Raw genomic sequence first — 14,774 nt, 5'->3', positions numbered from 1 at the left:
CCTCGTTGAGTCTTTGCCCACCGCGGTGGCCGCGCTTGCAAACGCGGTTCGCGGGTCTTGTCTGCTGCTCGCGCGGGGCGGGTCACCCCGCCCGCGCGGATGGCCCGCCACGCGGGCGGGCCGGTTGCCGGTTGAACGGCCGGCTTAGAAGGTCACACCGAAGCTCAGGCTGACGAAGTCACGATCGTCGACGGTGCTGTACTTGCCGTCGAAGTAGTTGGTGTAGGCCAGGCTTGCGGTGTAGGTGTTCAGATAGTCGGCGTCGATACCCAGGCTGATCGCCTTGCGGCCTTCCTCGAAGTTGCCGCCAGGGCCGGGGGAGTAACCGTCCACGTCGTGCTGCCAGGCCACGTTGGGCTTGAGGTTCACACCGGCGAAGACGTCGTTGTAGTCCCAGATGGCGCGGGCGCGGTAGCCCCACGAGTCGGCAGTGGTAAAGCCTTCGCTTTCGCAGTTGCGGCTGACGTTGTTGGCGTTGGCGGTGCCCAGGGTGGAGACGTTGAGCGCTTCGCACGTCGGACGGCCGTTGAGGCTGCCGTTCAGCGGGCCAGGACCGAAGACCGGGTCACGGCCGTAGCGCGCCTTGTTCTGGCTTTCCAGGCCGCCGACGTGGGTCCAGCCAACTTCGCCCACCAGGGTCAGGCGCTCGGCGCCCATGACCTGGTCGAAGAAGTGGGTGAAGGTGGTCTGCAGTTGGGTAACTTCCTTGCGGCGGTAGCCATGCAGGTCCTGGCCGGCGGTGCCGGTCAGCACGGAGGCGTTGTCGTAGACGTGGTTGCCGCCGATGGACACCGGGTCCAGGCCGGAATACAGGATGTCGGTGGTGTTCAGTTGGACCGGGGCGTTCGGACGGTAGCTGATCTCGCCCTGCCACGCGGTGCCGGTGGGCAGCGTGGTGGAGAAGCTCAGGCCGTAGAGACGGATGTCTTCGGGGTACTCGATGAAGTAGCTGGAGTTCCCCGCCATCGCCGCCGCGCCGGCTTGGGCCGCCAGGGACGGGCTGATCGCCGCAATGTTGGTGATCAACTGGTTGATCTGCGCCACCTTGGCGGTGTCGGCGCCACGGCCGCTGAAGATCGGCAAGCGGCTGTGGTAGTTCATATAGTAGCCGCCGAACTCGGTGTTCAGGCTGTCGGCGAAGTACTTCAGGGAGAAGCCGTACTGGCCGCTGTCGCGGGCGTCACGGTCCGGGCCACGGCGCACCACGATACCCTCGTTCCACGGCGAGGGAGTCAGGGCCAGGCTTGGGCCGAGCAAGGAGTTCAGGGTGTTGATCGATGCCTGATTGTTGGTCAGCACCGCCAGGTTCTGGGTGCAGCCATCAGCCACCACGTCCGGCTGGGAGAAGAAGGTGCCGCAGTTGTCGACCACCGTCTGGTCCCACTCCAGCTGATAGAAGCCTTCGGCGGAGAGGTTCTCGGTGAGGTTCTGCGACAGGTAGAACATGTTCACCGGCACCAGGGCTTCCTTGATCTCGGAGCCCGGACGGCGGAAGGCGGTGACGTCGAACGGGTTGATCACGCTGATGCCGTTCTGGATGAAGGTACTTTCACCCCAGTTCACCACCTGCTTGCCCAGGCGCACGGTGCCCGGCAGGTCGGCGATGTTGTAGTTGTGATAGATGAAGGCGTCGAGAATCTCACCGCCGGAGGCCTGGGCGGCTTCCTTGCGGTTGTGGTCGGAGAGCGGCTTGAACTCGGTATTTTCGTCCTTCTGCTCGAAGTCATACCAGTACTTGCCACGTACGAACACGCCGGTGTCGCCGTACTTGAGTTCGAGGTCGTGGATGCCCTTGAAGATCTTCGAGAAGGTCTTGCCGGCCTTGTAGTTCAGGTGACCATCGTCGGAAGTCTGGGACAGGCCCTTGCCGCCGTTGTTCACGCCGATGAGATTGCTGTTGGGGTTCTGTGTCGACCAACTGGCCCCCACGGACAGCGTCGAGTCGAACGAGCCTTCGATTTCCCCGATGTTGAAGCTGACAGCGGAAGCGGGAGCCGCCAGCGAAGAAGCCAGGCTGACTGCCAGCGGCAACCGTGCCAGGCGCCAGATATGTTGCATGGTTTTCATCGACGCTACTCCATGTGTTTTTTGTTATGAGTAGTGGCGACTATATCCAGCGCCCCACAACGCTTGATCGCTCGAAAGTGTGATTTGTCTTACAAAGGCCCTGACTAGACGCTTGCGCAGGCCCCAAGGTGGCGTGATCACTGGGCTGCGCCGTGCCAAGCGCTTGCTTGGCACGGCCGCCCGCCAACCGTGACTTGCCGGTCGTCGGTCACACCGTGGAGAGGAAGGCGCTGCCGGCCTCCTGCCATTGGGCGATGTCTACCCGGATGCGCTTCTTGTCGAGCTTACCAACGCTTGTCTTGGGAACTTCAGTAACAACGGCGATCTGCGATGGAATCGCCCATTTGTTGATGTTGCCCTGCTCGACGAAAGGCTTGAGGTGCTCGCGCAGCCCCTTGGCATCCAGCGCGAGGCCATCGCGCAGCACCAGCAGGGCGAATGGGCGCTCGCCCCACTGCGGATCGGGCACGCCGACCACCGCCACTTCGCGCACCGCCGGGTGGCGGCTGATGAGGTCTTCAAGCTCCAGGGAGGACAGCCATTCGCCGCCGGTCTTGATCACATCCTTGATCCGGTCGCGAATATCGATGAAGCCCATGCCATCCAGGGTCGCCACGTCGCCGGTATGCATCCAGCCGCCGGTCCAGAGCTCCTCGCCTTTCTGCGGCTCCCGGAAGTAGCCCTGGGTCAGCCAGGGCGCGCGCAGCACCAGCTCGCCCTGGGATTCGCCGTCGGCCGGCAGGAGTTCGCCGTGTTCATCCATGATCGCTGCCTCCACCAGCGGCACTGGCACACCGGCCTTGATGCGGTAGGTAGTGCGCTCGTCCTCGCTGCCGGCGCACAGTTCCTGGTTGAGGTAGCCACAGGAGATCAGCGGGCAGGTCTCGGACATCCCGTAAGCGGCGGTAAGCTGGATGCCGCGGGCCTTGGCGGCATCGTAGAGCGCTCGATTAAGGGCGCTGCCACCGATAATGATCTTCAGCCCACCAAAGTCGTGATCCCTGGCGCTGGCGGCGTTGAGCATCATCTGCAGGATGGTCGGCACGCAGTGGGAGAAGGTCACCTTCTCCTCACGGATCAGCTTGCACAGCAGCTCCGGCTCGTAACGCCCCGGGTAAACCTGCTTCACCCCCAGCATGGTCGCCACGTACGGCACGCCCCAGGCGTGGACGTGGAACATCGGTGTGATTGGCATGTAGACGTCGTCGGTGCCCATCAGGCGGATGCTGTCCAGGCTGCCGATGGTCGAAGCCATGGCCAGGGTATGCAGCACCAGCTGACGGTGGGTGAAATACACCCCCTTGGGGTTACCGGTGGTGCCGGTGGTATAGAAAGTGGTGGCCACCGAGTTCTCGTCGAAATCTGGGAACGCGTAGCGCGGACTGGCGGCAGCCAGCAGGGTCTCGTACTCACCGACACAATTGGGCAGCGTGCTGGTCTTGTCCGCACCGTCGGTGATCAGCAGGGTCTTTTCCACCGTGGTCAATTGCCCGGCGATGCCCTGGTAGAGCGCGGCGAATTCGCTGTTGACCAGCACGAAGCGGTCGTCGGCGTGGTTCATGGTGTAGAGGATCTGGTCCGGCGAAAGACGGATATTGATGGTGTGCAGCACCGCACCGATCATCGGGATGGCGAACATGCACTCCAGGTAACGGTGACTGTCCCAGTCCATCACCGCCACCGTGTCACCGGCCTTCACACCGGCGTCGGTCAGTACGTTGGCCAGTCGCGCCACACGCTCGTTGAACGTGGCATAGGTGTAACGCACGCTGTCGCGATAGACGATCTCCCTGCCCTTTTCATAACGACTGCCGGACAGCAGCAGGCTCTTGATCAACAACGGATACTGATAGGCGTTCTGAGCAGCGGGGATGACGCGGGTTTTCAGCATGGCGTGCGCACTCTCAAGGCTGGATTTCGAGTTGAGTCTCATCAGGATGAGACCGACTCTAGAGCGCTGCGCCGAGCCATTCATCAGTCAAAAGAGTGATTTGCCGATGACTCTTTGGCGACATCCGGTCACGCGGTAGAATACTGACGCCCGTCCGTTCACGGCCGGTACCTTTACCCGGAGTCCGCGTAGGGCCTGCGAGCTAGAGCAGAACAAGGCGGAAGCAGGCGAGGGAGCGGAGTTTACATCTTGTAAATGAGCATGACTCGCTTCGCTCGCCCCTGCGGGGCCGCGCTGAAGCGCGTTAGCCGCAAGCGGCTTCCGAGCCTGCTTCCAACGCAGTTCTACCGATGCGCAGCCGGTCCTACGCGGACTCCTACAACAAGAGCGAAGAGGTTAGTCATGTCCGAGATCGTCATCGTCAGCGGCGCCCGTACTCCCATGGGCGGCTTCCAGGGCAGCCTGTCCGGCGTTTCCGCCGTCGACCTGGGCGCCATCGCCATCCGCGAAGCCATCTCCCGTGCCGGCATCCAGCCCGAAGACGTGCAGGAAGTGATCATGGGCAACGTGTTGCCCGCCGGTCTGAAACAGGGCCCTGCCCGCCAGGCGTCGCTGAACGCCGGCCTGCCCGCCGCCACCGGCTGCACCACCATCAACAAGCTCTGCGGCTCCGGCATGAAAGCCGTGATGCTGGCCCACGACCTGCTCAAGGCGGGCACCAACAGCGTGATGGTCGCCGGCGGCATGGAAAGCATGTCCAATGCTCCCTACGTGATCGAGAAGGCCCGCACCGGCCTGCGCATGGGCCACGGCGAGATCAAGGACCACATGTTCCTCGACGGCCTGGAGGACGCCCGCACCGGCCGCCTGATGGGTTCTTTCGCCCAGGAAACTGCCGATAAGTACAACGTCACCCGCGAGGAAATGGACGCCTACGCCATCGAATCCCTGCAACGCGCCCAGGCCGCCATCAAGGACGGCTCGCTCGCCTCGGAAATCGTCCCGGTCACCGTCACCACCCGCAAGGGCGAGACCGTGGTCAAGGACGACGAGCAGCCGCTGACCGCCAACCTGGACAAGATCCCCGGCCTGCGCCCGGCCTTTCGCAAGGACGGCACCATCACCGCCGCCAACGCCAGCTCCATCTCCGATGGCGCCTCCGCGCTGGTCCTGATGACCGCCGAAGAAGCCGCCCGCCGTGGCCTCAAGCCGCTGGCGAAGATCGTCGCCCACGCTACCCAGAGTCAGGACCCGGCCGAATTCACCCTGGCTCCGATCGGCGCCATGGCCAACCTGTTCAAGAAGGCCGGCTGGAGCAAGGACGACGTCGACCTCTTCGAGATCAACGAAGCCTTCGCCATGGTCACCATGCTCGCCATGCGCGAACACGGTCTGGACCACGCCAAGGTCAACGTTTACGGCGGCGCCTGCGCCCAGGGCCACCCGGTCGGTTCCACCGGCTCGCGGATCATCGTTACCCTGATCAACGCCCTGCAGAAAAAGGGCGGCAAGCGTGGCGTGGCCTCGCTGTGCATTGGCGGCGGCGAAGCCACCGCGGTGGCGATCGAATTGGTCTGATACTTCGTCAGGCATGAAAAAGGGGCGCCTCGGGCGCCCCTTTTTCATTCGGAACAAAGCATTCCTGCAGGAGCGTTCAGCGCAACTCGGTGAAGGCCAGCTTGATCCCCAGGCCGATCAGTACCACGCCCATCAGCCGGTCGAACCAGTGGCCCATGCGAGCGAAGCCGGCGCGCACGCGTTGCTGGCTGAACAGCAGCGCCACCAGGCAGAACCACACCGCCGTGGCACAGGCCAGGTACACGCCATAACCGGCCTGGACCAGCAACGGCGTATGCGGGTTGATCACCACGGTGAACAGCGAAAGGAAGAACAGCGTGGCCTTGGGGTTCAGCCCGTTGGTGACGAAACCGGCGACATAGGCACCACGAGCCGTACGGGCGACCGGAGCCGCCATCGTCTCTGCCGCCGCCGGATCAGCCGGGCGCGCACGCAAAGCCTTGAAGCCGATGTACAGCAGATAGGCCGCTGCCAGCCATTTCAGTGCGTTGAACAGCACGATCGACTGCGACACGATCAGGCCGATGCCCAGCAGCGAGTAGGTGACGTGGAGGAAGATCGCGCTACCCACGCCCAGTGCCGTCCAGGTGCCGGCACGGCGGCCGTGGGTCACGCTCTCGCGCACCACCACGGCGAAATCCGGGCCGGGGCTGGCCACCGCCAGCAGGTGAATGAACGCCACCGTGAGAAATTCCGCCCAGTACATCGCGCCTCCGAACAACCGCCGAGAAAAGCTCATCTTCTATACGAAGCGACGGGCAACCGACAAGCCGCTGGCAGGAGACGCGGAAACTAGCGCGCGCCGGCGTGGCCAAGAGCGTGCAGCAGAGGAAGCTGACGCAGCGGGCAGGCCTGCCAGGGCGAAAGATAGTCGGCGAAAGGGCTGATGCCGTCCAGCAGTTCCATGCCGCTACGGATGAGGCGCTTGCCGACCTCCCAATCCTCGTTGGCCAGGGCATGGCCGAGCACCATCGAGATCAGGTATTGCTCCCAGCAATCGAACGCCGCACGGGCCTGACGAGCCATGTGGCGCAGGGCATTCCAGAGTGCCTCTTCATCCAGCAACCCAGCACTGAAAGCCAGCCGCGCACCGAAGGCTGCACGCTCCAGATCGTAGGCCAGCAGGGTCTGACAGTCCTCGATCATCTCCGGATCGTGCCCGGCCTTGAGCAATGCCCGCCGCGCCTGCTCGAAGCGCGCCCCACAGGCCACTCCGTCAGTTTTCCGCTTACCACCCACGGTGCCCAGTTGTCCTAGCAAGGGGTCCAGCTTCAGTCGGCTGCCATGGTCCATCAGCCACTCCATACGCTGGAGAACGCCATTCTGGTCGGTGGCGTTCCAACGTTCGGCGAGCCAGGCCCGGTTCAGTTCCCGTTCATGGTCCGCGATCGCCAGGGAATCGGCACGCGCGCCACCACTGGTAGCGATCAGCGCCCCGAAGGCGAGCAGTGCCCGCCGCGCAGGGAGGCCGGGCCTTTCGACCGGGTGTTCCGAGTGCAGGACCACCTCGGCCACCTGTATGCCCGCCAGCGGATGCGCCTGCCACAGGCCAGCCACCGCATTGCCTTTACGCCTCTCCCCCATGAGCTCCTTGAACGCACGGATCGCCAGCGCAGTCTGTTGCCCGTCGCGCAGCAGGGTTGCCCGTCCCAGCACGAAGGAGGCGGCGTAGTCCTGCCAGTTGGCGAAGCTGCGGATCGCCGCGTCGGCAACCCAGGCCAGGGTCAACCAGGCCTCGGCTTCGGTGAGGTATCCACAGGCACGGCAGCGACGTGCCAGCCAGGCGATGCATTCGTAGTCATGGGCGGCCATCGACAAGTGACACGGCAACGTCAGGCCGGCCTTGACCCAGGCCTGCTTCGCCCGCTGCCAGCGCAACCGCTGCTCACCGTCGAACGCACTGGATTCATTGCGCTGCAGGCGCTGAAAGTCACCGTCCAATTGCTGGCCATGGGCTTCGAGCAACATATCCTGCAAGGTGCTGCGAGCCGAACCGGCATCGTCTATGCCCCAGCATTCACCCAGTTCCCTGGCCAGGCCGGCGGCGACCTCCGAGCACTCGCCAGCCAGCGAATGCCCAACCGCCCCGTTACAGGCTGCCATCAGTGCGCCGAAGCACAGCAGGGGCTCGGGGCCAGCCGGGGTACTCGGTCGGCGCCACCGCGCCCGTGGACCGGGAAAATGCCCATCACCGCGCAGCCCGACGCGTGCGCCGAGCGCCCGGATAGCTGTGAGGCTGGAAAGAATCCATCCCATCATCGCGACTCACCTCAGGATCTGGATGAGTGCAATCTACGAAGCCGTTGACGCTTGGCAGATGAGGGAAAACTGAAACGCCCGTCAGACTTTTCAATCAAACATCTACCATCAAAGCAAGACAGCCCAGCCGTGCACGTGCGGGTAGCGCGGGTTGTCCGCAACGGCGGTTGTGCCGAGAATCCCCCTCATCCCGCCCTTCCGATCAAGGTGTCATCGCTCATGAATCCCGTTCGCGCCGTCTTCCTCGACCATGCCTCCCTCGACCTCGGTGACCTCGACCTCGCGCCGCTGCGCGCACCTTTCGACGAACTGGTCCTGCACGGACGCAGCGACACGCAGCAGGTGGCCGAGCGGCTGCAGGGCGCACAGGTGGCGATCAGCAACAAGGTTCGCATCACTGCAGAGGTGTTCGAGCAATGCCCGGACCTCCAACTGGTCCTGGTGGCCGCCACCGGCACCAACAACGTCGACCTTGAGGCCGCGCGCCAGCACGGCGTGACCGTGAGCAATTGCCAGGGCTACGGCACCCCGTCGGTGGCCCAGCACACTCTGATGCTGCTGCTCGCCCTGGCCACCCGCCTGCCGGATTACCAGGCGGCGATCCGCGAAGGCCGCTGGCAGAAGGCGCCGCAGTTCTGCCTGCTGGACTTCCCCATCGTCGAACTGGAGGGCAAGACCCTCGGCCTGCTCGGCCACGGCGAACTGGGTGGCGCGGTGGCGAAGCTGGCCGAAGCCTTCGGCATGCGCGTGCTGCTCGGCGCCCTGCCCGGCCGCCCACCACGCGCCGATCGCCTGGCGCTGGACGACCTGCTGCCGCAGGTGGATGCCCTCACCCTGCATTGCCCGCTGACCGACGCCACGCGCAACCTGATCGGCCAGCGCGAACTGGACCTGATGAAACCCGGCGCCTTCCTGATCAACACGGCCCGCGGCGGCCTGGTGAACGAACAGGCGCTCGCCGACACCCTGCGTCGCGGCCATCTGGGCGGTGCGGCCTTCGACGTGCTCAGTGTGGAGCCGCCCAAGGACGGCAACCCGCTGCTGGCCGGCGATATCCCGCGCTTCATCCTCACCCCGCACAGCGCCTGGGGCAGCCGCGAGGCACGGCAGCGCATCGTCGGCCAGTTGAGCGAGAACGCCGCCGGCTTCTTTGCCGGCGAGCCGCGCCGGGTGGTGGCGCCATGAGCCTGCACCTGGTTTGCGGCGACGGCGCCGCCGATGCCCTGCGCCGTGCGGTCGAAGCAGGCGTGCTGACCGAGAAGAAAATCCGCGTGATGCCGGACGACCTGGCCGTCGGCCCGCTGAGTGACGTCGACACCCCGCCCTGCCAGCAACGCGCCGCGTTCTGGCACGAACTGGGCGGCGACGCCCTGCAGAACCGGGAAATCGCCATCGAACTGGCCACCGAAGTGAACTGGCTGCGCAGCCCCGACGTACCCGCCGTCACCCTCTGGCACGGCGACAGCGCCAGCGAGCAATTGCTGCTGCGGCGCGTCTGCGCGCTACTACCCGCGCACGTCACCCTGCGCAGCGTTGGCGCTGGCAGCGGCCAGTGCCGCAGCGAGGACCGCCACGCCATCGCCATGCTCAAACCCGAGGAACTGGCCAACGCCCTGGCCGGCAGTCATGAACTGGAAGCCACCGAGCGCCAGCGCCTGGGCGCGGACTGGCAGCGTGCGCTGCTTGAGAACGCCGAGTTGCGCCTGTGGCTCGATGGCCAGTTGAGCGGCACCGGTTACGCACATATCGACCGCATCCTGCTGGACAGCGCCAGCGAGTCCTGGCGCCCGGTGCAATCGCTGATCGGGCCGACCATGGCTTACGTCGACGGCCTGTTCGTCAGCGACCTGCTGGCCGCCTGGCGCCTGCGCGCACAAGTCGCGGCCGGCGCCCTGGAACTGCGAGGCGAGGACTTCTGGAGGAACGCCGAGGTGCGGCTCGCCTAGGCTCGGCCGCGGCAGCCCTGCTAAACTCGCGCCCTTTTTTCGAGGAGGCCGCATGTCCAACGCCCCCACCAGTGAAGTGCTGCTGCGCCAGATCGAGCGCTTCCAGGGCCGCGTCCTGCTCGCCGGCCTGCCCGCCGACGCCCTGCTCGGCGACCTGCCGCAGGCGCAAGGCTGGAGTTGGCACGCCGGCGAGGCCCGACAGCTCGAAGCCCGCTACGCCGGCCGTTGCCACTTCGGCGCCACACCGCCCGAGGGCCAGTTCGACGCCGCTGTGCTGTTCCTGCCCAAGTCCCGCGAACTGACCGATTACCTTCTGGCCGCGCTGGCCAGCTGCGTGCCGGACGGCGAGCTGTACCTGGTCGGTGAGAAGCGTGCCGGTGTCGAGCGCGCCAGCAAGCAGCTCGGCGAATTCGGCCGCGCCAGCAAGCTCGACAGCGCTCGCCACTGCCAGCTGTGGCACACGCACATCGACGGCGCCCCGGCAGCGCCCGACCTGCATGCCCTCGCGCAACGCTATGAACTGCCGCTGGCCGACGGCCCGCTGCACGTCATCACCCTGCCCGGCGTGTTCAGCCATGGCCGCCTGGATCGCGGCAGCGCCCTGCTGCTGGAGCACCTGGACAATCTGCCCGTCGGCCACCTGCTGGACTTCGGCTGTGGCGCAGGCGTGCTCGGCGCGACGCTCAAGCGACGTTATCCACAAAGCCGGCTGACCTTGCTGGACGTCGACGCCTTCGCCGTCGAAAGCAGCCGCCTGACCCTGGCTGCCAACGGACTGGAAGGCGACGTGATTGCGGGCGACGGCATCGACGCCGCGCCAAGCGATCTGGCCGCCATCGTCACCAACCCGCCCTTCCACCAGGGCGTGCACACCAGCTACGCCGCCACCGAACACCTGCTGCGCCAGTCTGCCCGCCACCTGGCGCCCGGCGGCGAGCTGCGCCTGGTGGCCAACAGCTTCCTGAAATACCCGCCGCTGATCGAACAGCACCTGGGCCCCTGCCGCACCCTGGCCGAGGCCGACGGCTTCCGACTCTACAGCGCCCGGCGCTGATCCCAGGCTCGCACTACACTCCACCGAGCCTGCCCGGATCGGCGCATCGCCGCTCGCCCTGAACTATCGAGGACACCCGTGAATCGCAGAATCAAAGACGACGTCGAACTGACATTCGCCATGGGGCCGAAAGAGAAGCCACATCACCTCAAGCGCTCTCTCAAGCCACGCCACCTGAACATGATCGCCATCGGCGGCTCCATCGGCACCGGGTTGTTCGTCGCCTCCGGCAGCACCATCGCCACCGCAGGCCCCGGCGGTGCGCTGCTGGCCTACGCGCTGATCGGGCTGATGGTGTTCTTCCTCATGACCAGCCTCGGCGAACTGGCGGCCTACATTCCCGATTCCGGCTCGTTCTGCACCTATGGCAGCCGCTTCATCGACGATGGCTTCGGCTTCGCCATGGGCTGGAACTACTGGTACAACTGGGCGGTGACCATTGCCGCCGAACTGGTGGCGGCGCAGCTGGTGATGAAATTCTGGTTCCCGGAAGTCTCGGGCATGTACTGGAGCGCCGGCTTCCTGGGCATCATGTTCATGCTCAACTTCTTCTCGGTGAAGGGTTTCGGCGAAAGCGAATTCTGGTTCGCGCTGATCAAGGTGGTCGCCGTGGTGGTCTTCATCGGCATCGGCCTGGCCAGCATCATCGGCATCATGCATGGCATCGACAGCCCCGGCTTCAGCAACTTCACCACCGGTGATGCGCCCTTCGTCGGCGGCCTGCAGGCGATGATCGGGGTGGCGATGATCGCCGGATTCTCGTTCCAGGGCACCGAGCTGATCGGCGTCGCCGCCGGTGAATCGGAGAATCCGCAGAAGTCCATTCCCATCGCCATCCGCCAGGTGTTCTGGCGAATCCTGATGTTCTACATCCTGTCGATCTTCGTCATCGGCATGCTGATTCCCTACACCGATCCGAATCTGCTCAAGACTGACAGCAGCGACATCAGCACCTCGCCCTTCACCCTGCTGTTCGAGCGTGCGGGCCTGGCGGCCGCGGCCGGCGTGATGAACGCGGTGATCCTCTCGGCGATTCTCTCGGCCGGCAACTCGGGCATGTACGCCTCCACCCGGATGCTCTACACCATGGCCACCCAGGGCAAGGCGCCGCGAATGTTCACCCAGGTGTCCGAGAGCGGCGTGCCGCGCTACGCGCTGTACGCCACCACGCTGATCGGCGCGCTGTGCTTCCTCACCAGCTTCATCGGCGACAAGACCGTTTACACCTGGCTGCTCAACGCGTCGGGCATGTGCGGCTTCATCGTCTGGCTGGGCATCGCGGTGTCGCACTACCGCTTCCGCAAGGCCTTCGTCCTGCAAGGTGGCAACCTCGGCGACCTGCCCTACCGCGCCAAGTGGTTCCCCTTCGGCCCGCTGTTCGCGTTCGTCCTCTGCCTGATCATCACCCTGGGGCAGAACTACCAGGCCTTCGTCGGTGAGCACGTGGACTGGGCGGGACTGGTCGCCACCTACATCACCATCCCGCTGTTCCTCGCCATCTGGCTGGGCTATCGCTGGAAGAACGGCACCCGCTTCATCCGCTACGAAGACATGGACATTCGCCCCACCCGCGAATGATCCGACACGCAGGCTTGCCCAAGTCCCAGGACTTGGGCAGAATGCGCCCCGTCCTAGGGGAGTAGTCTCCCGCGAGCAACCCGCTCGCCCGGTACGCGTCAACACACTTGGTCCGCAGACCATGGCGCGTACGATCCAGGCCTGCAGCGTTCAGGCCGGGGTTTGACAAGACCTATGACACGAGCAACCTGACCCGGGGCGGGCAGGTGGCGCGTGTCATGGTGATTCGTCGACCCGCCCCTTAGGAAGCCTGATGGAATCCCTCTTCGTCCCCACCCTGATCGTTGCCCTCGCGGAAATCGGCGACAAGACACAACTGCTCGCGCTCGTCCTCGCCGCGCGCTTCCGCAAGCCCTGGCCGATCATCGCCGGGATCATCGCCGCCACGTTGGCCAACCACTTCGCCGCCGGCGCCGTCGGCAGCTGGGTCGCCAGCTTCTTCTCCGAAGCCACGCTGAGCTGGGTACTGGCCGTATCCTTCCTGGCCGTTGCCGGCTGGACCCTGATCCCGGACAAACTGGATGACGACGAAGAAGGCTCGCTGAAGAAATTCGGCCCCTTCCTCACCACCCTGATCGCCTTCTTCCTCGCCGAGATGGGCGACAAGACCCAGGTTGCCACGGTGATGCTGGCCGCGCAGTACCCGCACTTCTGGCTGGTGGTCATCGGCACCACTCTGGGCATGCTGATCGCCAACGTGCCGGTAGTGCTGGCCGGCAACTTCGCCGCCGAGCGCCTGCCGCTGAACCTGATCCGTCGCCTGACTGCCGCGGCCTTCGCCGTCCTCGGCCTGGCCGCCGTGTACCACGCGCTGAAACTGGGCGGCGTGTTCTGACCGAGAGCTTTTCGATGGGAGGCTGGCGCGCCGGCCAATGCCTGTGTATCGCCTGCGATACACAGTGGCGATTCCGCCTCCTACGACAAAGGAAGTCGCCATGCCGGAAAAAGACCTGAAGAAGATCGCCCGCCAGCACATCGACCTCGCCTGGAACAAGGGACACCTGGCATTGGTGGAGCAACTGCACAGTCCGGATTTCATCTACAAGAGCGCCTTCACCGCGCAACCGTTGGACAATACCGGCTACCGCGCACTGGTGGAGGAAATCCGCGGCGGCATGGACGATCTGGAAGTGGCCGTCGAGGAATGCATCCGCGAGGGCAACAAGGTCTTTACCTGGAGCACACTGATGGGCTGCATTGTCCGGCCCGTACTGGGCTACCCGGCCAGCGACCGCATCGTCAGCATCTCGGCCATGGGCTTCTGGGTGTTCAACAGCCAGGACCAGGTACAGGAGCTGTGCACGCTGTTCGACATGGAAAGTTTCCGTGCGCAGATGGGGCTGCCCAACCGGCCCTTCGCCGAGAAGGCGCTGCCCTGATCAGTTAAAAAGCCCGGCATGTGCCGGGCTTGTTGTTCTGGCTCGCGTTCACCTACAACTGCTGGCCCTGGAAATCAGAGGTAGTCGTTGGCGTGGAACCAGGAAATGGCGCGCTCCAGCGTGTCCTGCAACGGCACATGCGACTCGAAGCCCAGCTCCTCGCGTGCCTTGCGGCCGTCGAGGAACTGCCCGCCGGCCATCACCTCGATGGCGGTGTCATCGAGCAACGGCATCTTGCCGGTCAGGCGATAACGCCAGCGCCCCAGGGTCGCCAGCGCGCGGGCGCGGTGCAGCGGCATCGGCGTTGGCGCCGGCTTGCCCAGCAACCTGGCGATGGTCGCGGTCAGCTCGGCCATTTCGATGTTGTGCCCGGTGAGCAGATAACGCTCCCCTACCCGGCCGCGCTCCAGAGCCTTGAGCAGACCGCGCCCGGCTTCGGAAGCATCGATGACATTTCGCCGCCCCGGCACGTAATGCAGCATCTCGTCGCGGCCGATGGCGGTGATCAGGCGGCCGGTGGTCGGGCCGATGTCCAGCTCGCCCAGCACCATGCCGGGAATCCCGATCACCACCGGCAGCCCGCCGCGAGCCTGTTCACGAGCCTGCTCGTCCAGCGCCCACTTGCACATCACGTAGGCGCTCTTGCCGGTGGGCAAGCCTTCGTAGAACAGCCCCTCATGCCCCGGCAACCCCTGCGGATGCAAAGGCATGGCGAACGCCGAGCCGACATAGAGGATGCGCGGCACCCTGGCCTGCAGGCAGGCGGCGTAGAAGTGGTTGGTCAGGTCCAGCGCGCTGGCGACTTCCTCCTGCCAGCGACGCGGCCGCACCGGGTAGTAACCGGCGCTGAAGATCACCGCGTCCAGGCCGCTAAGCGCGCGGGCCATGCCCTGGTGATCGAAGAGTTCGGCCACCCGGCACTCCGGCTCCAGATAGGCCAGGCGCTGGATCTGCGACGAGGGTCGGTGGATCAGCACCAGTTGATGGCCCGCCGCCTTGATCGCGCGGGCGGCATGGTGGCC

At 65.2% G+C, this 14,774-nt stretch carries 12 protein-coding genes and 1 riboswitch; of the genes, 7 read left to right on the top strand and 5 right to left on the bottom strand.

The genetic code is table 11. From position 1 onward, the window contains the following. Positions 1–144: 144 nt before the first annotated feature. Together A9513_RS08995 and A9513_RS08990 are read right to left on the bottom strand one after the other, a co-directional pair. Entirely contained in the window at positions 145–2,067 is a 1,923-nt protein-coding gene (locus A9513_RS08995; protein WP_065084508.1) for a DUF1302 domain-containing protein, read from the bottom strand. Positions 2,068–2,275: 208 nt separating this feature from the next. Then, positions 2,276–3,958 (bottom strand): fatty acid--CoA ligase, encoded by a 1,683-nt coding sequence (locus tag A9513_RS08990; protein ID WP_065084507.1) that lies wholly within the window; start codon positions 3,956–3,958, stop codon positions 2,276–2,278. Between the two features lie 402 nt (positions 3,959–4,360). Between A9513_RS08990 and A9513_RS08985 the strand changes: the two genes are divergently transcribed. Then, complete coding sequence (locus tag A9513_RS08985) at positions 4,361–5,536, top strand: acetyl-CoA C-acyltransferase (RefSeq protein ID WP_065084506.1); 1,176 nt, start codon at positions 4,361–4,363, stop codon at positions 5,534–5,536. A 76-nt stretch (positions 5,537–5,612) separates the two neighbouring features. On the opposite strand, the gene A9513_RS08980 is transcribed toward A9513_RS08985, so the two are convergent. Next, entirely contained in the window at positions 5,613–6,242 is a 630-nt protein-coding gene (locus A9513_RS08980) for a LysE family translocator (RefSeq protein WP_037012647.1), read from the bottom strand. Positions 6,243–6,328: 86 nt separating this feature from the next. Beyond that, the gene (locus tag A9513_RS08975; protein ID WP_083196052.1) at positions 6,329–7,795 is read right to left on the bottom strand and encodes a DUF1266 domain-containing protein; all 1,467 of its coding nucleotides are present in this window, start codon (positions 7,793–7,795) and stop codon (positions 6,329–6,331) included. 219 nt (positions 7,796–8,014) lie between these two features. Here A9513_RS08975 and A9513_RS08970 point away from each other — a divergent pair, with 219 nt between their 5' ends. The 6 genes from A9513_RS08970 (at position 8,015) to A9513_RS08945 (ending at position 13,752) form a co-directional block, all read left to right on the top strand. After that, the gene (locus A9513_RS08970; protein ID WP_065084504.1) at positions 8,015–8,980 is read left to right on the top strand and encodes a 2-hydroxyacid dehydrogenase; all 966 of its coding nucleotides are present in this window, start codon (positions 8,015–8,017) and stop codon (positions 8,978–8,980) included. Then, positions 8,977–9,741 carry a DUF1835 domain-containing protein gene (locus tag A9513_RS08965; RefSeq protein ID WP_037012645.1) on the top strand — a complete coding sequence of 255 codons (765 nt, stop codon included), beginning with the start codon at positions 8,977–8,979 and terminating at the stop codon, positions 9,739–9,741. Before A9513_RS08970 ends, A9513_RS08965 begins: the two co-directional genes overlap by 4 nt. A 52-nt stretch (positions 9,742–9,793) precedes the next feature. Then, the gene (locus A9513_RS08960) at positions 9,794–10,795 is read left to right on the top strand and encodes a class I SAM-dependent methyltransferase (RefSeq protein WP_065084503.1); all 1,002 of its coding nucleotides are present in this window, start codon (positions 9,794–9,796) and stop codon (positions 10,793–10,795) included. Between the two features lie 120 nt (positions 10,796–10,915). Beyond that, complete coding sequence (locus A9513_RS08955; protein WP_024762661.1) at positions 10,916–12,373, top strand: amino acid permease; 1,458 nt, start codon at positions 10,916–10,918, stop codon at positions 12,371–12,373. Between the two features lie 44 nt (positions 12,374–12,417). Continuing rightward, a riboswitch (yybP-ykoY riboswitch) is annotated at positions 12,418–12,611 on the top strand. Between the two features lie 15 nt (positions 12,612–12,626). Continuing rightward, entirely contained in the window at positions 12,627–13,208 is a 582-nt protein-coding gene (locus tag A9513_RS08950; RefSeq protein ID WP_141678363.1) for a TMEM165/GDT1 family protein, read from the top strand. A 100-nt stretch (positions 13,209–13,308) separates the two neighbouring features. Next, entirely contained in the window at positions 13,309–13,752 is a 444-nt protein-coding gene (locus A9513_RS08945) for a ketosteroid isomerase-related protein (protein ID WP_024762659.1), read from the top strand. Between the two features lie 74 nt (positions 13,753–13,826). Here the strand turns inward: A9513_RS08945 and A9513_RS08940 are convergent. Further along, positions 13,827–14,774: NAD-dependent epimerase/dehydratase family protein (locus tag A9513_RS08940; protein ID WP_255302834.1), on the bottom strand; the 948-nt coding region annotated here is incomplete at its 5' end.

The sequence above is a fragment of the Pseudomonas sp. AU12215 genome (assembly GCF_001675465.2).
In the GTDB taxonomy this organism is placed as follows: Bacteria; Pseudomonadota; Gammaproteobacteria; order Pseudomonadales; family Pseudomonadaceae; genus Pseudomonas; species Pseudomonas nitroreducens.
The sequence above is the reverse complement of the archived record's forward strand: the minus strand, read 5'-3'. Positions and strand labels throughout refer to the sequence as shown.

What these genes read in the sequence shown, in the direction of transcription:
- A9513_RS08995 (WP_065084508.1), bottom strand. Translation starts at nt 2,067, where the DNA reads ATGAAAACCATGCAACATATCTGGCGCCTGGCACGGTTGCCGCTGGCA.
- A9513_RS08990 (WP_065084507.1), bottom strand. Translation starts at nt 3,958, where the DNA reads ATGCTGAAAACCCGCGTCATCCCCGCTGCTCAGAACGCCTATCAGTAT.
- A9513_RS08985 (WP_065084506.1), top strand. Translation starts at nt 4,361, where the DNA reads ATGTCCGAGATCGTCATCGTCAGCGGCGCCCGTACTCCCATGGGCGGC.
- A9513_RS08980 (WP_037012647.1), bottom strand. Translation starts at nt 6,242, where the DNA reads ATGTACTGGGCGGAATTTCTCACGGTGGCGTTCATTCACCTGCTGGCG.
- A9513_RS08975 (WP_083196052.1), bottom strand. Translation starts at nt 7,795, where the DNA reads ATGATGGGATGGATTCTTTCCAGCCTCACAGCTATCCGGGCGCTCGGC.
- A9513_RS08970 (WP_065084504.1), top strand. Translation starts at nt 8,015, where the DNA reads ATGAATCCCGTTCGCGCCGTCTTCCTCGACCATGCCTCCCTCGACCTC.
- A9513_RS08965 (WP_037012645.1), top strand. Translation starts at nt 8,977, where the DNA reads ATGAGCCTGCACCTGGTTTGCGGCGACGGCGCCGCCGATGCCCTGCGC.
- A9513_RS08960 (WP_065084503.1), top strand. Translation starts at nt 9,794, where the DNA reads ATGTCCAACGCCCCCACCAGTGAAGTGCTGCTGCGCCAGATCGAGCGC.
- A9513_RS08955 (WP_024762661.1), top strand. Translation starts at nt 10,916, where the DNA reads ATGGGGCCGAAAGAGAAGCCACATCACCTCAAGCGCTCTCTCAAGCCA.
- A9513_RS08950 (WP_141678363.1), top strand. Translation starts at nt 12,627, where the DNA reads ATGGAATCCCTCTTCGTCCCCACCCTGATCGTTGCCCTCGCGGAAATC.
- A9513_RS08945 (WP_024762659.1), top strand. Translation starts at nt 13,309, where the DNA reads ATGCCGGAAAAAGACCTGAAGAAGATCGCCCGCCAGCACATCGACCTC.